Origin of the sequence: Lysobacter sp. CFH 32150, assembly GCF_022758295.1 — a bacterium.
GTDB lineage: Bacteria > Pseudomonadota > Gammaproteobacteria > Xanthomonadales > Xanthomonadaceae > CFH-32150.
The window spans coordinates 71,581-92,218 of sequence record NZ_JALDWJ010000008.1 but is presented as its reverse complement, the minus strand read 5'-3'; the positions used below and the strand labels follow the sequence as shown (position 1 = coordinate 92,218).

The 20,638-nt window shown below is 65.0% G+C and carries 18 protein-coding genes, 1 tRNA gene and 2 riboswitches; of the genes, 10 read left to right on the top strand and 9 right to left on the bottom strand.

The features are described from left to right. Positions 1-63 precede the first annotated feature (63 nt). Positions 64-648, top strand: coding sequence for a hypothetical protein (locus tag MO486_RS11945; protein ID WP_242907922.1), 585 nt, complete (start codon positions 64-66; stop codon positions 646-648). A gap of 92 nt (positions 649-740) precedes the next feature. Continuing rightward, the gene (locus tag MO486_RS11940) at positions 741-1,652 is read left to right on the top strand and encodes a branched-chain amino acid transaminase (RefSeq protein WP_242907920.1); all 912 of its coding nucleotides are present in this window, start codon (positions 741-743) and stop codon (positions 1,650-1,652) included. A 136-nt stretch (positions 1,653-1,788) separates the two neighbouring features. Here the strand turns inward: MO486_RS11940 and MO486_RS11935 are convergent, their stop codons facing one another. From MO486_RS11935 to MO486_RS11915, 5 genes are all read right to left on the bottom strand, one after another. Then, entirely contained in the window at positions 1,789-3,096 is a 1,308-nt protein-coding gene (locus MO486_RS11935) for a HAMP domain-containing sensor histidine kinase (protein ID WP_242907918.1), read from the bottom strand. Then, positions 3,086-3,766: a response regulator transcription factor gene (locus MO486_RS11930; RefSeq protein ID WP_242907916.1), complete on the bottom strand. Its 681-nt coding sequence runs from the start codon at positions 3,764-3,766 to the stop codon at positions 3,086-3,088. Before MO486_RS11930 ends, MO486_RS11935 begins: the two co-directional genes overlap by 11 nt. A 329-nt stretch (positions 3,767-4,095) precedes the next feature. Continuing rightward, positions 4,096-4,995, bottom strand: coding sequence for a 30S ribosomal protein S6--L-glutamate ligase (rimK, locus tag MO486_RS11925; RefSeq protein ID WP_242907914.1), 900 nt, complete (start codon positions 4,993-4,995; stop codon positions 4,096-4,098). Then, on the bottom strand, positions 4,992-5,465 hold the full coding sequence (locus MO486_RS11920; protein ID WP_242907912.1) for a RimK/LysX family protein: 474 nt from the start codon (positions 5,463-5,465) through the stop codon (positions 4,992-4,994). Before MO486_RS11920 ends, rimK begins: the two co-directional genes overlap by 4 nt. A gap of 59 nt (positions 5,466-5,524) precedes the next feature. After that, positions 5,525-5,598, bottom strand: a tRNA-Gly gene (locus tag MO486_RS11915). A gap of 57 nt (positions 5,599-5,655) precedes the next feature. Between MO486_RS11915 and thiS the strand changes: the two genes are divergently transcribed. After that, positions 5,656-5,856 (top strand): sulfur carrier protein ThiS, encoded by a 201-nt coding sequence (thiS, locus tag MO486_RS11910; RefSeq protein WP_242907910.1) that lies wholly within the window; start codon positions 5,656-5,658, stop codon positions 5,854-5,856. 59 nt (positions 5,857-5,915) lie between these two features. Here thiS and MO486_RS11905 read toward each other — a convergent pair whose 3' ends face one another. Next, a complete protein-coding gene (locus MO486_RS11905; protein WP_242907908.1) occupies positions 5,916-8,597 on the bottom strand; it encodes a hypothetical protein in 2,682 nt (893 codons plus the stop codon). A gap of 44 nt (positions 8,598-8,641) precedes the next feature. Further along, positions 8,642-8,720: riboswitch (cyclic di-GMP riboswitch) on the bottom strand. Positions 8,721-8,760: 40 nt separating this feature from the next. Continuing rightward, positions 8,761-8,849: riboswitch (cyclic di-GMP riboswitch) on the bottom strand. A 177-nt stretch (positions 8,850-9,026) separates the two neighbouring features. Between MO486_RS11905 and MO486_RS11900 the strand changes: the two genes are divergently transcribed. From MO486_RS11900 to MO486_RS11890, 3 genes are all read left to right on the top strand, one after another. Further along, positions 9,027-9,830: a thiazole synthase gene (locus tag MO486_RS11900; RefSeq protein ID WP_242907906.1), complete on the top strand. Its 804-nt coding sequence runs from the start codon at positions 9,027-9,029 to the stop codon at positions 9,828-9,830. Positions 9,831-9,847: 17 nt separating this feature from the next. Then, a complete protein-coding gene (trmB, locus tag MO486_RS11895) occupies positions 9,848-10,597 on the top strand; it encodes a tRNA (guanosine(46)-N7)-methyltransferase TrmB (protein WP_242908333.1) in 750 nt (249 codons plus the stop codon). Positions 10,598-10,876: 279 nt separating this feature from the next. Beyond that, positions 10,877-12,718, top strand: a complete 1,842-nt coding sequence (locus MO486_RS11890; protein WP_242907904.1) for an SLC13 family permease — start codon at positions 10,877-10,879, stop codon at positions 12,716-12,718. A gap of 77 nt (positions 12,719-12,795) precedes the next feature. On the opposite strand, the gene MO486_RS11885 is transcribed toward MO486_RS11890, so the two are convergent. Continuing rightward, positions 12,796-13,155, bottom strand: coding sequence for a Rieske (2Fe-2S) protein (locus tag MO486_RS11885; RefSeq protein ID WP_242907902.1), 360 nt, complete (start codon positions 13,153-13,155; stop codon positions 12,796-12,798). Positions 13,156-13,235: 80 nt separating this feature from the next. Between MO486_RS11885 and MO486_RS11880 the strand changes: the two genes are divergently transcribed. The 4 genes from MO486_RS11880 to MO486_RS11865 all read left to right on the top strand — a co-directional run bounded on the left by MO486_RS11880 (position 13,236) and on the right by MO486_RS11865 (position 16,262). Next, the gene (locus MO486_RS11880; RefSeq protein ID WP_242907900.1) at positions 13,236-13,514 is read left to right on the top strand and encodes a hypothetical protein; all 279 of its coding nucleotides are present in this window, start codon (positions 13,236-13,238) and stop codon (positions 13,512-13,514) included. Beyond that, on the top strand, positions 13,511-14,230 hold the full coding sequence (locus tag MO486_RS11875) for a fumarylacetoacetate hydrolase family protein (RefSeq protein WP_242907898.1): 720 nt from the start codon (positions 13,511-13,513) through the stop codon (positions 14,228-14,230). Before MO486_RS11880 ends, MO486_RS11875 begins: the two co-directional genes overlap by 4 nt. Before the next feature lie 44 nt (positions 14,231-14,274). Continuing rightward, complete coding sequence (mscL, locus tag MO486_RS11870) at positions 14,275-14,679, top strand: large-conductance mechanosensitive channel protein MscL (RefSeq protein ID WP_242907896.1); 405 nt, start codon at positions 14,275-14,277, stop codon at positions 14,677-14,679. 137 nt (positions 14,680-14,816) lie between these two features. Beyond that, positions 14,817-16,262 carry a M28 family peptidase gene (locus tag MO486_RS11865; protein ID WP_242907893.1) on the top strand — a complete coding sequence of 482 codons (1,446 nt, stop codon included), beginning with the start codon at positions 14,817-14,819 and terminating at the stop codon, positions 16,260-16,262. Positions 16,263-16,629: 367 nt separating this feature from the next. Here the strand turns inward: MO486_RS11865 and MO486_RS11860 are convergent, their stop codons facing one another. Together MO486_RS11860 and MO486_RS11855 are read right to left on the bottom strand one after the other, a co-directional pair. After that, positions 16,630-17,421, bottom strand: coding sequence for a TrmH family RNA methyltransferase (locus tag MO486_RS11860; protein ID WP_345779213.1), 792 nt, complete (start codon positions 17,419-17,421; stop codon positions 16,630-16,632). Between the two features lie 89 nt (positions 17,422-17,510). Beyond that, positions 17,511-20,636: an efflux RND transporter permease subunit gene (locus MO486_RS11855; protein WP_242907891.1), complete on the bottom strand. Its 3,126-nt coding sequence runs from the start codon at positions 20,634-20,636 to the stop codon at positions 17,511-17,513. Positions 20,637-20,638: the final 2 nt, after the last annotated feature.

The following is a 20,638-nucleotide window of genomic DNA, read 5'->3' as shown; positions in this document are numbered from 1 at the left end:
CAATCACGCTCACCACTCGCCTGCGCACTTTCCGCCATTCCCGGCCGGCGTTAGGCTGCGGGGATGCCTTTCCTGTCCCGTTTGCTGCTCCTGCTCGCACTCGTGCTCTGGCTGCCGTGGGGATCTTCCGCGCAGGCGCAGGTACGCCGCTGCACCCGACCGGATGGCACCGCGGTTTTCACCGATCAGAAATGCGCCGAGCTCGGCGCCGCCGATCGGTTGCCGCGGGCGTCATCGGAAGCACGCGGGTTGCGGCTCCGTCAGGTCGGCTGCTCACGCAACCTGCAGGACCTGGTCTACGAAATGACCACCGCGATCGACGCGCAGGATGCGAATCGCCTGGCCAGCGTGTACCACTGGGTGGGCATTTCGAGCAGCGGCGCGGAAAGCGTGATGAGCCGGCTCGATGCGATCGTCCATCGCCCACTGGTGGACATCATTCCGGTCACTGCGCGTCCTCCCGAAGATGTGGACGATCCCGATGGCAGCGGGAATCCTGGCGTCAGCGACGACTACTACCCGCAAACCACCGTGCGCGCGCCGACGGTGGCCTTGCGGGTCGAGCAGACCCTGGCCAACGGCAGCACGCCGTCCCATACGGTGTTCGGCTTGCGCCGCCACTTCGATTGCTGGTGGGTAAGCCTGTAGTGTCCTGCTAAAGCCGCCTGTTAACGCCATACGCGCAGCGTTCCAGCCTTGCGCTAGGGCAAAATAGCGGTTTCCCCGCGCAGGCAGCGAACATGAACTACCCCGAATGGATCTGGCACAACGGCAAGATCAAGCCATGGGCCGAGGCCACCACCCACGTGATGTCGCATGCGCTGCATTACGGCTCGTCGGTGTTCGAGGGCATCCGCTGCTACCAGACGCACAACGGTCCGGCGATCTTCCGCCTCACCGACCATAACCGTCGCCTGTATGCCTCGGCCAAGATCTACGACATGCCGGTGCCGTACACGCTGGAGCAGATCAACGCCGCGTGCCGTGAAGTGATCACCGCCAACAACAACACCACCGACTACCTGCGCCCGGTCGCATATCGCGGCCTCGGCGGTTTCGGGTTGTCCGCGGAAACACCGGTCGACGTCGCCGTCGCCACGTGGAAGATGGGCCAGTACCTCGGCGCCAGCGTGCTCGAGCAAGGCATCGATGCCTGCGTGTCGAGCTGGCAGCGATTCGCGCCCAATACCATTCCCGCGGGCGCCAAGGCCGGCGGCAATTATCTGTCGGGCCAGCTGGTCGCGCGCGAGGCGCGCCGCCTTGGTTTCGGTGAAGGCATCGCACTCGCTTCCACCGGCCTGCTGAGCGAAGGCGCCGGCGAGAATCTGTTCCTGGTGTTCGATGGCGCGTTGCATACCACGCCGGTGAGCGCCGCACTGCTCAACGGCATCACCCGCAACACCATCATCGCCCTCGCCCGCGACAATGGCATCGAAGTGATCGAACGCGACCTGCCGCGTGAATACCTCTATCTGTGCGATGAGTTGTTCATGTGCGGCACCGCGGCCGAGATCACGCCGATCCGTTCCGTTGACGGTCGCCAGGTTGGCGCCGGCAAGCCGGGACCGGTGACCAAGCAGTTGCAAGCACTGTTCTTTGGCCTGTTCGATGGCAGCACGAGGGACAAGTACGGCTGGCTCGAGCCGGTGTAAGTCCCTCCACCTGCTTGCAGGGGGGCTAGGAGGGGTTCGAGGCGCGTAAGCGCCGAGCCTGCTCCTCTCGCGACAAGATTCGGCGCTGCGCGCCTCACACCCCACCCCACCCCTTCCCTGCAAGCAGGGGAGGGAGTCAAAAACTCAACGTCGCCACCACGCCGCGTTCGGCTCCTGGCACGACGCGCACGTCCCAGCCGTACAGCTCGCACAGGCGACGCACGATCGACAGGCCGATGCCGCCACCCTGCGAATGTTCGGCATGGGTGCCGCGATAGCCGCGCTCGAACAGGCGCGCGGCGTCCTCTGGAGTGAGGCCCGGGCCGGAATCGACGACTTCCACGGAACTGGGGTGCAGGCGCACCACCACGTCACCCTGCGGGGTGTACTTCACCGCGTTGCCGATCAGGTTGCCCAGGGCCACGGCAACCGCAGCTTCCGGCGCATCCACGATCAATCCGCTCTCGCCTTCCAGCTGCAAGGTGAGCGGCTTGCCACCGAGCTGCGCGCGATGGGCATCGAGGAGTTGCTCGGCGACCTTGCCGACATCGCAGATGCCATGGCCCCGCTCGTTGCGCGACAGCAACAGCAATGCACTGATGAGATCGGTGCATTGCTGCTCGGCGCGTTGGATGCGGCGCAGCCGGGCCTGCATGCGGTCGTCGAGCTCCGGCCGCGACAGCAGGAGCTCGGTGGCACCGCGGATCACCGCCAGCGGCGTACGCAGCTCGTGGCTGACGTCGGCGTTGAATTCGCGATCGCGCTGCACGACTTCGGTCAGGCGCGCAGCATAATCGTCGAGCGCGGCTGCGAGCTGGCCGACTTCGTCGTCGGGGAAATGCTCGGCCAGTGCTTCTGGTTGCGAGCTGCGACCGGACTGCTTCAGGCGATTCGCAAGCTCCGACACCGGGCTCATCACCCGCGAAGCCGCCCACAACCCGACCAGCAAGGACAACAGGGTGAACACGACCACCGCGGCGTAGATCGCGCGGTTGAACTGTTCCTGCCCGCGCAACGTCGTGGTCATGTCGTAGGCGAGGAAGAACCACACCTGGGGCGTCTTGCGCACCGCCAGCCTGTACGAGAACGGTCGGCCCGCCTCGTCGACGCCGCTGAGGCCGTGGATGCCATCGGACAGCTCGTACCAATCGGGCTGGCTCTGGCGCACGCTTTCGAACTTGTCCGGCGTGAACGCGAATGCGCGCATCTGGTCGACCGGCAGGCTCGGGTTCCGCGGATCGCGCTCGTATTGCTGCGCATACAAGTCGATGTTGCGGTTCATCACATCGACGACCAGCTTGTCCTCGACCTGATCGCGCACTCGATTGACCGACCAGGCGAACAGCGCGGTCAGGCCGAAGCCGAGCAGCACGAACGACAGGATGATGCGGCTGCGGAGCCGCCGTCGGTAGCGACGCGCGCGGCGCGTACTCTCAGCCGCCATCGGGTGCGGCGATGCGATAGCCGATGCCGTGGCGCGTCTGGATCAGCGGCGTCGCGAACGGCTTGTCGACCACCGCGCGCAGGCCGTGGATATGCACGCGCAGCGAATCAGAATCCGGCAGTTCCTCGCCCCACACGCGGGTTTCGAGTTCCTGCCGCGTCACCACCGCCGGGGCGGCTTCCATCAGCGCCTGCAGGATCTTCAGCGCGGTCGGATTGAGTTGCAGCAACTTGCCTTCGCGCCGCACTTCCAGCGTGTCGAGGTTGTATTCGAGCTCGCCGACATTCAGCACCCGGGTCTGCACGCCGCGGCCGCGCCGTGCCAGCGCGTTCAGGCGCACTTCGACTTCCTGCAGCGCGAATGGCTTGATCAGGTAGTCGTCGGCGCCGGAATCGAAGCCGGCCAGTTTGTTGTCGAGTGAATCGCGCGCAGTGAGCATCAGTACCGGCGTCTGCTTGCGGGCCTCGTTGCGCAGTTTGCGGCATACCTCGAGGCCATCGAGGCCGGGCAGGCTGAGGTCGAGCACGATCGCATCGAAGTCATGGACCACCGCGAGGTGCAGGCCGGTGACACCATCAGCGGCGAAGTCGACGGTGTGGCCGCGATCCTCGAGGTAGTCGCCGAGGTTGGCGGCGATGTCCTGGTTGTCTTCAATGACGAGGATGCGCATGGCGGTTCCTGAATGTGTGGGGTTGTTCGACCCGGCGCTCGCGCTGGGGTTCCGCACGTCTTAACAATTCTGCCAGAGCCTGCCGCGATGAACGCATGCAGGACGACCGCAGACGGGCATGCAGACAAAAACAGGCCCAGGCACGGGAGCACCGTACCTGGGCCAAAGTAAAGCCCCGATTACCGTAATCTGCTTCGTCCGTTTCGGTTTGCCGAGCGGCTTACAGGCAGAGCTGCGGTCCGGACAGGCTACGCAGGGGGCGATTAAAGCCGCGTTAAAAACCTGTATGAAATGGCCTTAAAAATTCGTTAATCCGGCCAAGCGCCCATTCAGCCCGTGGCTTTGACCCGTTTGCGCTGGGCACTGCGATGGACGTGGTCGATCACCGCCCCCGCCACGTCCACGCCGCTGGCGGCCTCGATCCCCTCCAGCCCCGGCGAAGCGTTGACCTCCAGGATCAGCGGGCCGCGCCTGGAGCGGATCAGGTCCACGCCGGCCACTCCCAAGCCCAACAGCCTGGCGGCCCGGACCGCGGTTTCCTGCTCAGCCGCCGAAGGGGTCACTGCCTTGGCCGTGCCGCCGCGGTGCAGGTTGGAGCGGAAGTCCCCTTTCGGTGCCTGCCGGCGCATTGCTGCTACCACCTGGCTGCCGACCACGAAGCAGCGCAGGTCAGCGCCCTTGGCTTCGGCGACGAATTCCTGCACCAGGAAATTGGCGTACAGCCCACGCAACGCCTCGATCACGCTGCGCGAGGCCGACAGCTTCTCGGTCAGCATCACACCCGCGCCCTGGGTCCCTTCGTTGAGCTTGATCACGTGCGGCGTCGGGCCAAGCATCGCCAGCAGGTCGTTGGTGTCGTCGGGGTTGTCACCGAACACCGTCGCCGGCAGGCCCAGGCCCTGGGCCGCCAGTAGCTGGTGGCAACGCAGCTTGTCGCGCGCCTTGAGGATGGCGTCGGACGGATTCGGGGTGTAACTACCCATCAGTTCGAACTGGCGCAGCACTGCGCTGCCATAGCGTGTGACCGATGCGCCGATACGCGGAATCACCGCGTGGTAGCCGGCCAGGGCGCGGCCCTGGTGGTGCATGGCGAAGCCGTCGGACGCGATGCGCATGTAGCAGCGCAGTGGATCCAGCACGCGCACGCTATGCCCACGCTCGCGCGCGGCTTCGACCAGGCGCCGGGTGGAATACAACTTGCTGTTGCGCGAGAGGATCGCCAGTTTCATGGGTGCAGGTCGCTCTCGTCAGAAGCCCGCGCGAGTTGGGCCGGCAGGTCGCCGTGGAGGAAGGAGCGTGCCGGGTCGACCGTGAACGTGCGCGCCATCGCGGTGCGGCCAAGCAGCATCGGGAACAGCATGCCGCGGCGATCGGTCAGATTGATTTCAACCTCGCGCTCGATCCCTGCCAGGAGCAGCGGTGTCCGCAGAAAGATGCGCCGGCTGCGGTTGCCACCGGAATCGGTGACTTCACGTTCGTCATGCACCGGCGCGCTCGCTTCGATCACCTGTTCGTCGCGCACGCCGGTGGTGATGCGGAACCCTGCCCACGGCGCACCGCCTTCCACGAAGCGCCAGTACGCATCGACATGCAGCGATGAACTGCGCGCACCGGTGTCGATCTTGGCGCGGATCGCCGCGATCCCGAGCGCCGGCAACGCCAGCCACTCCCGCCAACCAAGCACGATCCGAGGGCGCATCGCGCCTCCTGCAAAGGAAAAACGGCGGCCACCGTAAGCGAGCCGCCGTCGAACGTATGTGGAGCGGGTGATGGGAATCGAACCCACGCTAGCAGCTTGGGAAGCTGCAGTTCTACCATTGAACTACACCCGCGTCCGGGGAAGTCTAGGCCTTGCGCGCACGGATTGGCAACGCGCGACAATACGCACCATGGATATCACCCTTAACGGCGAATCGCGGACGCTCCCGGACGATTACCGCATCCTCGACCTGCTGCGGAACGAAGGCCTGGCCGAACGCCGGGTTGCAGTGGAGATCAATGGCTCGATCGTGCCGCGCAGTGCGCATGCAGCTCATCCGTTGCAGCCGGGCGACCGGGTCGAAATCGTGCACGCCCTTGGTGGCGGATAAGCGCAAAAGAAAACCCCCGGGCCGAAGCCCGGGGGTTTGCTAGGTCTAGCTGCAATCGATTACTTGACCATCAACACCAGCGCTTGTGGCGCTTCGGAGCAGTGGCCAGGACCGGTCGAACCTTCGTTGTAGGACGCAAGCAGACCGGCTGTGGTGATCACCAGGTTCTTGTTGGTCTTCCAGAAGGTGTGGCTTGGCGGATACAGCGAGAACCATGCTTCTGCATCGGCTATCGCAGCGGCCACGTCGGCCGGAACACTCGCACCGGCATAGCCGTTCAACTTCGCCGCCATGTACTGGTGGGCGAGGTTGTAGTAGGCGTTGCCCTTCGGCGGAGTCCAGAACACATTGATCCAGCTGGTGCCACTGAGGAAGAACGTCGTGTTCTCCGCCTGTGCCCCAACCAAATCCCAAGTGTCGTCACGCTTCTTGGTGAATTGCGGCTTCGCTGCAAAGATCGCGTGCGTCTTCCAGTAGCCCTGCGTCAGGGTGCAACCCTGGTTGCAGGCATCCGAGACGAACACACCGATCACTGCCTCGTCGCTCTCGACCAGCCCGTCATCCAGAGCCAGCTTGAGCAGGTTCGGCACATAGAACGTGCATGCCGGAGTGAACTGCTCGAAGCCCGGCGGTGCCCAGTCGGCCAGGATATCCAGGTCGATGCCCGGGATTTCGGTCGCGGTGCGATACAGCGTGGCGCTGTTGCACAGCGGATCGATCACGGTGCCTTCCGGGAACAGCCCAGCACCGAGATTGAGACCCGGGGTGCCGTTGAACAGATCGCTTAGCGCGACACAATCATCCGCAGTCGTAGTCGGAGCACCGAAGCTGAAGGCCTGCGATCCGGTGTAAGTGCTTTCGCCCGGAACAGCGCACACCTTGGTCGTTTCATCCGCGTTGTAGCAAACCCACGGACGCACGATGCTTGCTTCGTTGATACCGCTACGGTCGTCGCCGACGTCGGCCACGTAGTCGCACGTGATCTCGTTGGTGCCGAGCACGCAGTTGCTGACGGTCGCGTTGATCGAGGCCGGCAAACCTGCCGCGTACTGCAACACATCGGTCGGATCGCCAGTGAACACCGGTTCCGGTGCATCGGCCGGCCAACTGACCGTGATCACGCCATAGACCTGCTGCCCGCTATCCGTGCCGGCATCCTTGGTGGCAGTCAGCGAATACACCGTGTCGTACACGCTGCCCGACAACAGTTCGATGGTGATGTCGTCGCACAGGTAGTTGCCCACGTACGGACCGCTGCCCAGCAGCGAGCAATGCACGGTCTTGTCTTCCACCGTCAGATCTTGCGGACGCACCACGATCTTCTTCTCAGGCGTCCAGTCGAAATCGCGATGGAAGCGGGTCAGTGCCGTCTTCGTCACCGTGACGACGTGGCAATCCACGTTCACGTTGGCCTGGTCCACCACCTCGCCGGTCGTGCCGGGGCCTGTGGTGTAGGTACCAGTCGCGGTGTTCGGGTTGTCGCCCTCGTCATCCGGGCAAGCGAAGGTGTGCGGATACTGGAACACGCCGTCGTCCGTGAAGGTGTGGTCCGGCGCGCCGGGCACCATGGTGTCGTCGAGCACCAGCTCATCGCCGAAGCTTTCCGACGGCTCAGCCGGGAACAGGAAGTTCGCGGTGGCCTCCGTGGGATCGGTCAGGACGGGCTGTCCATCCAGGCTGACCTGCGCCACTGCAGTGTTGACGCCGCCCGTACCTCCAGCGAGGAACGAGTAGGTCTTGCTGCTCAGGGTGATGCTGTAGGTGCAGCGATGGAATACGTCGCTACCATCGTCCACGTTCGCGCAGTTCAACGTCGGGTGGAACGGCGTGTTGGCTGCGTCGGCGTCGAAGATGATGGTGTCCGCAACGCTATCGACAGTGAAGCCCTGGTCGAGCGGATCGCTCAGCTCGATGACGCCGGACACCGTGAAGTTGCCCCACGGATCCTTGGCCGCCGTGATGGTGTAATCCACGTCGTGGGTATCGCCGTTGAACATCTCGATCGCTTCCGGATCGACTTCCTTGTTCAAGGTCCAGTCGTGGTAGCGAATCCAGGTGCCATCCGCCGTCTTCGAAATGTTCGGCGGGCGCACGATCGGCTCGCTGTTGAAGAAGCAGAACTCGATATGGCTGATGCCCTGGGTGATGCCGGCAGGCGAATCGAGGTTGTCGTCTTCGATCTGCGGGCCCGGATAACCACCCGGATAGGGATCCGGCCAACCGTAGTCGACTAGGTCATTGTTCGGACCAGGGACCGGAATCGATGCCGGCGGTTGCTCATAGGGATAGACGCTGGACGACTGCGGTGAGCCGCCAGAGCCTGCCTTGATGATGACGCCGCTGACGCCGAGGAAGGTCCCGTCGTTGTAGAAATTGATCGCGTTGTTGTCGCCGACAACGTCGGTGACTACGATCGTGCCCGCAAAGGACAGGCCGCCGCCGGGTGCCGGATCGCCAGATGGCACGGCCGTGCCGCTGCCGGTTTCATCGGAGGGCAAGTAGATATCCCAAGTGCCGGTGCCTTTGCCGTCGAGCTTGACGCCCATGGGGTAGCCGAGCCCGAGGGTCGAGCCGGTGTTTTCCATACAGGTGACCGGATTGCCGGTTGCCGGCTGTAGCGGCAACGCAAAGTAAGTTGGTGTCACATCCGGTCCATCCGCTTCGGCGGCAAGTGCTGCCGCCCCCACCGTGGCCACGGTGAGTGCCGCCCAGAGGGCGGGCTTTCTCCAGTTGAGTTTCATGTCTGCGGTTCCCGTTTGGGAGCAGAAAACGCTCCCCCATTACACTCGGTAGCTCAGCCGTGCCTGGGAGGGCACCCGGATGCTTTGCGGCCCCGGTTTGCACCGGGTGTGCGTTTGACGAGACCTGAGTGTTGAAGACCGCGCGATGCGAACCACCGGCGGTAACGGGAACCCGGCTATCCGCGGCGGGGGGAGTCGCCGGGACCCGTAGCTTTGCGACGCCGGCTTGCGCCGGGTGTGCTCTGTGCGTACCGCGCAATGGTGCACATCGCGCGCGGGTGGAACGCCGCCGCACGTGCAGGTTCAGGGGTGTCCCGACCGCACGGTTTTGATCCACTCGACCACCCACACGGTGCAGCCGACAAAAACCGGCCATGGGGCCGACCAGAGGACCACTTCGACCGACCAACGGCGCGGTAACATGCACATATGTCCGACACTCATTTTCCCGCGCCCGACGACGCCCTCATCGTCGCCGGCCGCCGCTATCGTTCGCGTCTGCTCACCGGAACCGGCAAGTTCAGGGATCTCGACGAAACCCGCCGCGCCACCGAGGCCGCCGGCGCGGAAATCGTGACCGTCGCCATCCGCCGCACCAACATCGGCCAGACGCCGGGCGAGCCGAACCTGCTCGACGTGCTGCCGCCGGATCGCTACACGATCCTGCCCAACACCGCCGGCTGCTACACCGCCGACGACGCTGTCCGTACCTGCCGGCTGGCACGCGAATTGCTCGACGGGCATCAACTGGTGAAGCTCGAAGTGCTGGGCGACCAGAAGACGCTGTATCCGGATGTGGTGCAGACCCTGAAGGCCGCCGAGATCCTGGTCGCCGACGGTTTCGAGGTGATGGTCTACACCTCCGACGATCCGATCCTCGCCAAGCGCCTCGAAGAGATCGGCTGCGTCGCGGTGATGCCGCTGGCGGCGCCGATCGGTTCCGGCCTCGGCGTGCAGAACAAATACAACCTGCTCGAGATCGTCGAGAACGCCAAGGTGCCGATCATCGTCGACGCCGGCGTCGGCACGGCCTCCGATGCCGCCATCGCAATGGAGCTGGGCTGCCACGGCGTGCTGATGAACACCGCCATCGCCGGCGCCAGGGACCCGGTACTGATGGCAAGCGCGATGAGGAAGGCGGTGGAAGCCGGACGCGAGGCCTTCCTCGCCGGGCGCATTCCGCGCAAGCGTTACGCCAGTGCTTCGTCGCCGGTCGATGGCCTGATCGGCTGATGGCGCCTTCCCCCCACATGACCGATCCCTTCAACAGCGACGGCGCCAAAGCCCCGCCCAAGCCCTTCACTGCCGAGCCTGGCCGCCGCCAGGTCCGCAGCTTCGTGCTGCGCCAAGGGCGTTTCACCCCAGCGCAGCAGCGCGCGTTCGATCTGCTGTGGCCACGCTTCGGGCTCGATTTCATGCCACTTGAGAGCCGGGGCATGCCGCGCGATTTCGACGCGGTGTTCGGGCGCAAGGCCAAGCGTGTGCTCGAGATCGGCTTCGGCAACGGCGAAGCGCTGCGCTTCGCCGCACAGCACGACCATGCGCGCGATCTGATCGGCATCGAAGTGCATGCTCCTGGCGTCGGTCGCCTGCTCAACGCGCTGGCCGAAGACGGCAGCGATCACGTCCGCGTCTACCACCACGACGCGGTGGAAGTGCTGCAACACGAGATCGCAGACGGATCGCTCGATGAAGTCCGCATCTACTTCCCCGATCCCTGGCACAAGAAGCGCCACAACAAGCGTCGCCTGGTCCAGCCCGACTTCGCGAAGCTGATCGTCAGCAAACTCGCGGTCGGTGGACGCTTGCACCTCGCTACCGATTGGCACGACTATGCGGAGCAGATGTGGGATGTGCTCGATGCCACGCCCGGCTTGCGCAACCGAGCCGGTCCGCGTGGCTCGGTATCGCGGCCGGAATGGCGGCCGCAGACCCACTTCGAGACCCGTGGCCAGAAGCTCGGCCACGGCGTGTGGGATCTCCTTTACGACCGGAATTAGGGCCAGTTAACACATATGGAGCGGGTCGCGTTGCTTCTCAGTGGCTGCCAGGCGGTGTTGCGCGACGCAGTGCCTTGCTGCTTGCAAGGCCAAGGCGCGCGGCGCCGTCTGACGGCCACTGAGAAGCAACCCGAAGGGCCGGGCCTGAGCGCACGCGATGCCGCGTCATCGCTCAGTTGCGTATCGGCATGCGCGCCCTCGCTCTTCCTTGCCTCGCACGCGCTCAGGCCCGGCGCGACCCGCTCCATATGCGTTAACTGGCCCTAAGACCGCAGCCGAATGGACACCGCGCTGACGCTCACCACCGACATGAAGCTCGTGCTCGGGCTGGTGGGTTTCACGATGGCGATGTTCGTCTTCGAGCGGATCCGCGCCGACGTGGTGGCGCTGGTGGTGCTGGTGTTGCTCGGGCTGACCGGGCTGGTCGCACCGGAAGAATTGTTCGGCGGCTTCTCTGGTAACGCGGTGATGAGCATCATCGCGACGATGATCCTCGGCGCCGGGCTCGATCGCACCGGCGCACTCAATCGCCTCGCCGGCTGGCTGCTGCGGCGCGCGAACGGCATCGAGCAGCGCCTGTTGCTGCTGACATCAGCGGTTGCCGGCCTCAATTCATCGTTCATGCAGAACCCATCGGTGATGGCGCTGTACCTGCCGGTGGCTTCGCGTTTGTCATCGCGCACGGGCCTGCCGTTGTCGCGTTTCCTGTTGCCGCTGGCTGTGGCGATCGTGATGGGCGGCGCGCTCACCATGGTCGGCAACTCGCCGTTGATCCTGCTCAACGACTTGATGGTGTCGGCCAACGCCAACCTGCCGTCGGGCGCGGCGACGCTGGAACCGCTGCACATGTTCACGCCGCTGCCGATCGGCCTGGGCCTGCTCGGCGCCGGCCTGCTGTACTTCTATTTCTTCGGCGACAAGCGACTGGCGCAGGACGATGTCGACGCGGGCGTGACGCCGGCGCGCACGCAGAGTTACTTCGCCCAGGCCTACGGCATCGAAGGCGATGTCTACGAATTGCACGTCAGCGCCGACAGCCCGTTGGTGGGCATGTCATTGGGCGAGGCCGAGGCGCTGCGCAACGCACCACTGTTGCTCGCGCTGAAGACCGGCAACGAAGAGCGCCTGGCGCCTCCGGCGGATGCACGCATCTGGGTTGGCAGCGTGCTCGGCGCGATGGGGCCCAAGCAGCAGGTCGCCGACTTCGCGCAAAACAATTTCCTGCGCCTGAGCACGCGCCTGCGCACCTTCGGCGACCTGTTCAATCCGAGTCGCGCCGGCATCGCCGAAGCAGTGGTGCCGCCGACTTCCAACTACATCGGCAAGACCCAGGCCGAGCTGCAATTGCGCAAGCAGTTCGGCATCAGCCTGCTTGCGGTCAACCGCGACAAGCAGGTACATCGCGAGAACGTTCGCCAGCTGCCGCTGCGTTCCGGCGACATGCTGGTGCTGCATGGCATCTGGCAGGACCTCGCGCAGGCATCCGAGGGCAAGGACTTCGTGGTCGTCACCGACTACCCGAAAGGCGAGCAGCGCCCGCACAAGTTCAAGATCGCGATGGGCATCTTCGCCATCACCATGCTGCTGGCGTTGTCGACGCGCATCCCGGTATCGATCGCCCTGATGACCGGCGTCGCCGGCATGCTCATCGCCGGCGTGCTGCACATCGACGAGGCCTACGCCGCGATCAACTGGAAGACCGTGTTCCTGATGGCCTGCCTGATTCCGCTGGGCTGGGCGATGGATTCCAGCGGTGCGGCTGCGTGGATCGCCGGCCACACCATCGAGCGATTGCCGGAAGATCTACCGGTGTGGGTGATCGAAGTCGCCATCGGCGTGCTTACCACGATCTTTTCCCTGGTGATCAGCCATGTCGGCGCCACCATCGTGATGGTGCCGATGGCGATCAACCTCGCCCTCGCCGCAGGCGGCAATCCGACCGCATTCGCGTTGATCGTCGCGCTGTCGGCCTCCAACAACTTCATGACGGCGTCGAATCCGGTGATGTCGATGATCACCGGACCTGCCGGCTACCAGCCGCGCGACCTATGGCGCATCGGCGGACCGCTGGCGCTGGTCTATCTGCTGATCGTCGTGATCGCAGTCAACCTGATGTTTTGATCGCAGGGTGGGCCTTGGCCCACCGTCGTCACTACGTCGAATTGGGAACGGTGGGCTAAAACCCATCCTACAGCCCACTACGTTTTGAGATAGACCGCGCCATCGCGGACCGCGACATCGACCGCGCGCAGGTATGCGCCACGGCACGGTCCGGCGACGCATTCGCCTGCCCCCAGTTCGAAGGTCGCGCCATGCACCGCGCAGACCAGGTGCCCGTCCTTCGATTTGAGGAACTTGCCCGGCGCCCAGTCGAGTCGGCGGCCGGCATGGGGACAGACGTTGAGCCAGGCGCGCACACCGTCGCCATCGCGAAACAGGATCAGCGATTCGGCGTCGCCGTCGAGCGTGGCTTCGACTTCGGCGAAGCCGCCGTCCTCGATCTGCGCGATCGCGACCAGCGATCCTTGCGCTTGGTCACTATTTAACGAATTTGTCACAACAATTCTCGCGCCTCGCCCGATACTCGCCGCCTCCGGCCGGACAAGGATTGTGTCACGGTCATTACGACATCCCGACGATGCCCGCCACCTCGTTTCGCTTCGACAGCAATACCTTCCGCAACGCCTTCGCGCCGCGCAAACCGCGGCATCCGCTGCTGCGGCTCGCGTTCGGCCTGGTGGGTCTTGGCCTGCTACTGGCATTGGTGTTCATCAGTGTGTTCGTCGGCGTCGCCATGCTGGCCGTCGGGCTGCTGTATCGGCTGTGGAAGCACCGCGGCAAACCCATCGCGCGTGACCAGCGCGTGGTCGACGGCGAGTTCCGCGTAGTCGGCAAGACCGCCCTGCCGTCGGCGTGACCGACGTCATCCCTGCAGCGAGTACGCCGCGTATTCCGGTCCGCGGCGGCGGCCTGCCCTCGGACAGCACGTTCCCGGTACGCCGCATCTACTGCGTCGGCCGCAATTTCGCCGATCACGCCAGGGAGATGGGGGCCAGCATCGATCGTGGCCAGCCGGTGTTCTTCTGCAAGCCGGCCGATGCCATCGTCGTCGATGGCGTGGTGCCCTACCCGCCGGGTACACAGGATCTGCATCACGAAGTCGAGCTGGTGGTCGCGCTCGGCCACGATGCGCCCATCGGCGTGCTCGATCCTGCCGACGCACCCGCGCTGGTCTTCGGTTACGGCATCGGTCTCGACCTGACCCGTCGCGACCTGCAGGCCGCGGCCAAGGCCAAGGGCCTGCCCTGGGATACCGGCAAAGCGTTCGACCATGCCGCACCGGTGAGCGAGATCGTGCCCGCGCATGAAGTCGGCCCGCTCGCTGCGCGCGGCTTGTCGCTCAAGGTCAACGACACGCTGCGCCAGCAGTCCGGACTCGACCAGATGATCTGGAACGTCGCCGACATCCTCCGCGAGCTGTCGAAGTTGTATGCCCTGCGCGCTGGCGACCTAGTCTTCATGGGTACGCCCGCCGGAGTCGGCCCGCTCCAGGCGGGCGATCGTTTTGTCGCCAGCCTGGACGACCTGATCACCCTGCGCGGCGTAGTCGCGCCCCCGCGCGCCCCGGGTTAACCTCGCCCGGCAGCCGGTGCGTGACCGGCGCCGGAGGAGCGCTCATGGGCATGGTCAGCGAGTTCAAGGAATTTATCGCACGTGGCAATGCGATCGATCTGGCCGTAGGCGTGGTCATCGGCGGAGCGTTCGGCAAGATCGTCACGTCACTCGTCGACAAGATCATCATGCCGCCCATCGGACTGCTGCTCGGTGGTATCGATTTTTCGAAATGGGCGATCACGCTGAAAGATGCAACGGTGGATGCGGCCGGCAAGGAAGTGCCGGCGGTGATGCTCGGCATTGGTGATTTCCTCAACACGATCATCCAGTTCCTGATCATCGCGCTCGCCATCTTCATCGTGGTCAAGGCCATCAACCGCATGCGCAAGCCGGTCGAAGCCACGCCCGCCGCCCCGCCGGAAGACGTGCTGTTGCTGCGCGAAATTCGTGATTCGTTGAAGCGGTAGGCGACTCGCTGAACAGCCCCAAGCCACGCTGCGGGCAGCGGCAAAAACTGCTCGGGTCGCGCATGACTTGAGACAGGGCCATACGAAGCCACGGGTTGCTAAGCTCGTGGCTTCGTGTTTCTCCGTTGGAGTCCTGCATGCGTTTCGCTTCGTGTCTGCTCGCACTTGCCCTTTCGCCTGCCGCGCTGGCCGCGGAGAACACGCCAACGGAGAGCACGCCGGCTCCAACCACCATCTCCGATGCCGCCATGCAGTCCGCCGCGCAATTGCGCGAACGCGCGCTGGCCGACAACACGGGCTGGGATGTCGTCGAATCGCTCACCACCGAAGTCGGTCCGCGCCTGGCCGGCAGCGAAGCCGATGCGCGGGCGGTGCAGTGGGCCGAAGCGAAGTTCAAGCAGCTCGGCTACGACAAGGTGTGGCTGGAGCCAGTGACGTTCCCGAAATGGGAGCGCCGCAGCGAACACGCCGAAGTGCTGGGCGCGAGTGCACAGCGATTGGCGATCACCGCGCTCGGCGGCAGTCCGGGCGGCACGGTCGAGGCCGAGGTCGTGCGTTTTGCCGACCTCGCCGCGCTACAGGCCGCGCCCAAGAATTCGCTCAAGGGCAAGATCGCGTTCATCGACTACACGATGGCGCGTGCGCGCGACGGCAGCGGCTACGGCCCGGGTGGGCGCGTGCGTGCGGCGGGACCGTCGGCGGCGATCCGCGCCGGTGCGAGCGGCTACCTGATGCGTTCTGCCGGCACCGATTCGCATCGCAACCCGCACACCGGCATCACCCGTTACGACGATGGGCTGACTCCGATTCCCTCGGCGGCGCTGGCGGCACCCGACGCCGACCAACTCACGCGCCTGCTCAAGCGCGGCCCGGTCCGTGTGCGCCTTGCGCTCGATTGCGGCTGGGACGGCACCGCGACCTCGCACAACGTGATCGGCGAAATCACTGGTTCAGGAGCGGGCGGCCGCGGCAAGCCTGACGAAGTCGTGGTGATCGGTGGCCATCTCGATTCCTGGGACCTCGGCACTGGCGCGATCGACGACGGCGCCGGCGTCGCCATCGGTATGGCCGCGGGGCACCTGATCGGCAAGTTGCCGCAGCGCCCGGCGCGCACGATCCGCGTGATCGCTTTCGCCAACGAGGAACAGGGCCTGCATGGCGGTGGCGCGTACGCGGCCAAGCATGTCGGCGACATCAACAAGCACCAGATCGCCGCCGAAAGCGACTTCGGTGCCGGCCGCATCTATGCCTTCAATACCAGCGCCCCCGATCACGCCAAGGCAGCGGCCGCGCAAATCGCCACCGCGCTGGCGCCGCTCGGCATCGCGTACGTCACCGACAAGGGCGGTCCCGGCCCCGATATCAGCCCCTTCGCGGCGCAGGGCATGGCGTGGGCGTGGTTGGCGCAGGACGGCAGCGACTACTTCGACTACCACCACACGCCGGACGACACCCTCGACAAGATCGACCCGAAGGCGTTGGCGCAGAACGTCGCGGCATACGCGGTGTTCGCATACCTGGCCGCGGATGCGGAAGGTAATTTTGGCAGTGAACTGAAGAAGGTCGAGCCGCCGAAGGAGTGAGCATCTGAAGCTCTTGCTTCGAAAGAAAAATGACTGACTGACTTGGCTCACAACCCGGAGGGCGGCGCACAGGATGTGCGCCGTTTTTCGACCGAGGCATGGATGCCGAGTCGAAAAATCTCCGCAGCCTCCCACGCCGCAGGGTGTGCTCTTGCCAAGGAGGCCATTTCTTTTGGTTACTTTTCTTTGGGCCAGCAAAGAAAAGTGACCCGCTGCGCAGCAGTGGAATGCTCTTACCTTCTAAAAGCGAAAGAGCCAAAGTCACTGGATCCCTGCTTCCGCAGGGATGACGAACAGGGCAAAGTCACTGGATCCCCGCGTGACCAGCCATTCGGCTGTTGAAAGCCGCGGGGATGACGAGCAAGGGCTAGTGTCGCAGTCGTGCCCACTCGGCCAGGAACACCGCAGTCGCTGCGGCGACATTGAGGCTTTCGACCGCGCCGCTGCCGGGAATCGACAGACGAAGATCGCAAACCGCAGCAAGCGCTGGGTCCATGCCCTCGCCTTCGGCACCGAGCACATACACCAACCGTGTCGGCAGCTCGTGTCCGAACAGCGCCGCGCCACCGCGCACCACTGTCGCCGCCAACCCGAACCCTGCCCCGTGCAACTGCGCGATGGCGTTGTCCTCTCGGCCCAGGCGCACGAATGGCACCGCTTCGGCAGCACCCTCGGCGACACGCGCTGCGGCACCCGACAGTGCCAGCGCAGAATGCTTCGGCAACAGGATCGCGCCCACGCCGAAATGCGCGGCCGAACGCAGGATCGCGCCGAGGTTGTGCGGATTGCCGACACCATCCAACCACAGCGCGCATTGCGGACCGGCGGGCAAGTCGCGTAGCCAGGTCGTCAACGGCTGCGGTTCTTCGCGCAGCACTTCCGCGACCACGCCCTCATGGTGCGAGCTCGCCGCGAGTTTCTGCAGGTCGCTGTCCTCGACCACGCGATAGCCGACGCGATTGGCGACGCACCACTTGAGCAAGGGCTGCAATTGGGGGATGCGCTGCTCGGTGAGATACAGCTTGCGGATCGCCTGTGGCCGGCGCGCGAATACGGCGCGGATCGCATTGAGGCCATACAGCCGCAATTCGACTTCACGATGTTCGCGCGCGTGCGAGTGCGCAGGCTCTCCATCGTGATGCACGCCTTCCCTCGGCATGCGCTGCGGAGCGTGTTGCGGCTCCGGGTGCTTGCCGCGAGGCGGCGCCTTCGAGCCACGTCCCGACCACGGCGAGCGCGGTTTTTCGCTCATCCGTGGCCTCCGACGGGCTGCACTTCGGCTTCCAATTGTTTCAACTCCTGCGCCACCGCTTCCGGCGAACGCGTATACGGTGCGAGCAGCGCGTAAAACGCCGGCACCACGAACAACGACAGCAGCGTCGAGAAACCGACGCCAAAGATCACGACCACGCCAATCGTGCCACGACTGGCCGAACCCGGCCCACCGGCCAGCACCAGCGGCAAGGCACCGACCATGGTCGCGATGGAGGTCATCAGGATCGGACGCAAGCGCACGCCGGCGGATTCGACGATCGCCTGATGCACGCTGCGCCCCTGGTCACGCAGCTGGTTGGCGAATTCGACGATCAGGATGCCGTTCTTCGCCGCCAGGCCAACCAGCATCACGATGCCGATCTGGCTGAAGAGATTGAGCGTCCCGCCGGTCAGCCACAACCCGATCAGCGCGCCAAGCACACCCAGTGGCACCGTCAGCATGATCACGAACGGGTGGATGAAGCTCTCGAACTGCGCGGCGAGCACCAGGTACACGATCAGCAGCGCCAGGGTGAAGGTCAGCAGCACCGCACCGCCGGCGCGCTGGTATTCGCGCGACTCGCCCTTCCAGTCGATCTGCGCCTGCTCGGGCAATTCTTCTTCGACCGCCTGCTGCAGCCAGGCGATCGCATCGCCTATCCGGTATCCCGGCGCAAGGCCGGCGTTGATCGTGATCGCGCGCAGGCGGTTGAAGCGATTGAGGCTGCCGGCCTCGGCCGTATCGCCCAGCGTGACCAGGTTCGACAGCGGCACCAGCTCGCCATCGCGTGTACGCACCTGGATCGCAGTCAGGTCGGCAGGGCTCGCGCGACCATCCTTTGTCGACTGGACGACGACGTCGTACTCCTCGCCGCCACGGACGAAGGTGGTGACGCGGCGGGAACCCATCATCGTCTCCAGCGCATGGCCGATGTCGGCCACGCTGACGCCGAGATCGGCGGCACGCTGGCGATCGATCTGGACGCGCATCTGCGGGCGCGTTTCCTTGTAATCGGAATCGGCGCCGACCAAACCCGGATTCTGTTCGATGCGCGCCAGCAGCCGGTCACGCCACTGCGCCAATTCGGCATAATCCGGCCCGCCGATCACGATCTGCACCGGCTGGCCGCGCGTGCGCACCAGGCCACCACCGACCTGGGTCGAAACGCGCACCCCAGGCAACTTGTCCAAGTCGCCTTTCACCTGCTTGGCGACGTCGCCGGTCTCGACATCACGCTCGCGCCAGTCCTTGAGGAACACGCTGACCCGACCGATATGCATGTCTTCGCTGGCGCCGAAGCTGCCCGGTACGCGCGTGTTCGCCCGTCGTACCGGCCCACCGTTGCCGACGTGCCTGGCCATGATCTGCTCGGCTTGCGTGATCTGCTTGACGGTGTAGTCGTAGCCCGCGCCTTCAGGGCCCGTCAGCGTGATATTGAACGAACCGCGATCCTCCGGCGGTGCGAGCTCCGACGGAACCAGCTTGAACAAGCCGAAGCTCAGCACGAGCGCGAGCAGCATCAATGCGCCGAAACGCCAGGGCCGCTCGACGTTGCCCTCGATGAAACGCTTGTAACGCGTAGTGACCGCATCAAGCCGCCCATTGACCCAACGATGCAGTGGGTTGGATTTTTCTTCGCGGTGCGGCCGTACCAGCTTCGAGGACAGCATCGGCGTCAAGGTCAGCGCGACGAAGGCCGACAACGCGACCGCGCTGGCAAGCGCGACCGACAATTCGCGGAACAGCCGCCCGGTGTTGCCCTGCATGAAACCGATCGGCAGGAACACCGCGACCAGCACGGCAGTGGTAGCGATCACCGCGAACGCAACCTGGCGGGTGCCGCGCGCCGCCGCAACCAGCTTGGGTTCGCCAAGATCGGCGCGGCGCTGGATGTTCTCAAGCACCACGATCGCATCGTCCACGACGAGGCCGATGCACAGCACCAGCGCGAGCAGGGTCAGCAGGTTGATCGAGTATCCGAAGGCGTACAGCGGGATGAACGCCGCGATCAGGCAGACCGGAACGGTCAGCGCCGGGATCAGCGCTGCGCGCACGCTGCCGAGGAACAGCCAGATCACGATCAGCACCAGCACGATCGCCTCGGCCAGCGTGTGGTAGACGCGCTCGACCGCGGATTCGATGAACACCGTGGTATCGAACGCGACGAAGATGCGGGTGCCTTCCGGCAGGCTGGGCTGCATGCGTTCGGCTTCGGCCCGCGCTGCGAGCGCCACGTCGAGGCTGTTGGCAGTCGATGTCTTGACGATGCCGAGGCCGATGTTCGGCTCGCCATTGCTGCGGAAATAGGAGCGGCGTTCGGCGGAAGCCAGTTCGACTTTAGCCACGTCGCCGAGACGCACCACGTAACCGTCGGCACCTTTGCCCAGCGGGATTTGCGCGAAGTCCTCGGGCTTTTCGTAATTGCGGGCAACGCGCAGGGTGAAGTCGCGCGCCTCGGATTCGATGCGGCCTGCTGGCAGCTCGACATTCTCCGCACGCAAGGCGTTCTCGACATCGTTGACCGTGATGCCACGCGCGGCGAGCGCATCGCGATCGAGCCAGACCCGCATGGCGTAACGCTGTTGCCCGCCGATGCGCACCTGCGCAACGCCATCGATGCTGGAGAGCCGGTCGACGACGTAGCGCTCGGCATAGTCGCTGAGCTGCAGCGTGTCCATGCCACTGGAACTCATGTTGAGCCAGAGGATCACGTCGGCATCGCTTTCGACTTTCGTCACCTGCGGCGGATCGGCTTCGTCCGGGAGGCGGTTGGCAACGCGGCTGACCGCACCGCGCACGTCGTTGGCTGCACCTTCGATGTCGCGCGAGAGAGTGAACTCGATCGTCACCGACGCGCGGCCGTTGACGCTGTTGGATTCGATCGTCTCGACGCCTTCGATGCCGGACAGCGCATCCTCCAGCACCTGGGTGACGCGGCTCTCGACCACGGCCGCCGAGGCGCCGGGATAGCTCACTTCCACCGAAACCACCGGCGGGTCGATCGCGGGCAATTCGCGCAAGGTCAGCCGCGAAAACGCCATCACGCCGAGCACGATCAGCAGCAGGCTGAGCACGGTGGCGAACACCGGCCGCTCGATCGAGAGGTTGGACAGCCGCATCT

Excerpts from the sequence above, each read along its gene's own strand:
- MO486_RS11905 (WP_242907908.1), bottom strand. The coding sequence starts at position 8,597 with ATGAAACTCAACTGGAGAAAGCCCGCCCTCTGGGCGGCACTCACCGTG.
- MO486_RS11920 (WP_242907912.1), bottom strand. The coding sequence starts at position 5,465 with ATGCGCCCTCGGATCGTGCTTGGTTGGCGGGAGTGGCTGGCGTTGCCG.
- thiS (WP_242907910.1), top strand. The coding sequence starts at position 5,656 with ATGGATATCACCCTTAACGGCGAATCGCGGACGCTCCCGGACGATTAC.
- MO486_RS11880 (WP_242907900.1), top strand. The coding sequence starts at position 13,236 with ATGCCCGCCACCTCGTTTCGCTTCGACAGCAATACCTTCCGCAACGCC.
- MO486_RS11945 (WP_242907922.1), top strand. The coding sequence starts at position 64 with ATGCCTTTCCTGTCCCGTTTGCTGCTCCTGCTCGCACTCGTGCTCTGG.
- MO486_RS11935 (WP_242907918.1), bottom strand. The coding sequence starts at position 3,096 with ATGGCGGCTGAGAGTACGCGCCGCGCGCGTCGCTACCGACGGCGGCTC.
- MO486_RS11940 (WP_242907920.1), top strand. The coding sequence starts at position 741 with ATGAACTACCCCGAATGGATCTGGCACAACGGCAAGATCAAGCCATGG.
- MO486_RS11930 (WP_242907916.1), bottom strand. The coding sequence starts at position 3,766 with ATGCGCATCCTCGTCATTGAAGACAACCAGGACATCGCCGCCAACCTC.
- MO486_RS11855 (WP_242907891.1), bottom strand. The coding sequence starts at position 20,636 with ATGCGGCTGTCCAACCTCTCGATCGAGCGGCCGGTGTTCGCCACCGTG.
- MO486_RS11900 (WP_242907906.1), top strand. The coding sequence starts at position 9,027 with ATGTCCGACACTCATTTTCCCGCGCCCGACGACGCCCTCATCGTCGCC.
- rimK (WP_242907914.1), bottom strand. The coding sequence starts at position 4,995 with ATGAAACTGGCGATCCTCTCGCGCAACAGCAAGTTGTATTCCACCCGG.
- mscL (WP_242907896.1), top strand. The coding sequence starts at position 14,275 with ATGGGCATGGTCAGCGAGTTCAAGGAATTTATCGCACGTGGCAATGCG.
- MO486_RS11865 (WP_242907893.1), top strand. The coding sequence starts at position 14,817 with ATGCGTTTCGCTTCGTGTCTGCTCGCACTTGCCCTTTCGCCTGCCGCG.
- MO486_RS11860 (WP_345779213.1), bottom strand. The coding sequence starts at position 17,421 with ATGCCGAGGGAAGGCGTGCATCACGATGGAGAGCCTGCGCACTCGCAC.
- trmB (WP_242908333.1), top strand. The coding sequence starts at position 9,848 with ATGACCGATCCCTTCAACAGCGACGGCGCCAAAGCCCCGCCCAAGCCC.
- MO486_RS11890 (WP_242907904.1), top strand. The coding sequence starts at position 10,877 with ATGGACACCGCGCTGACGCTCACCACCGACATGAAGCTCGTGCTCGGG.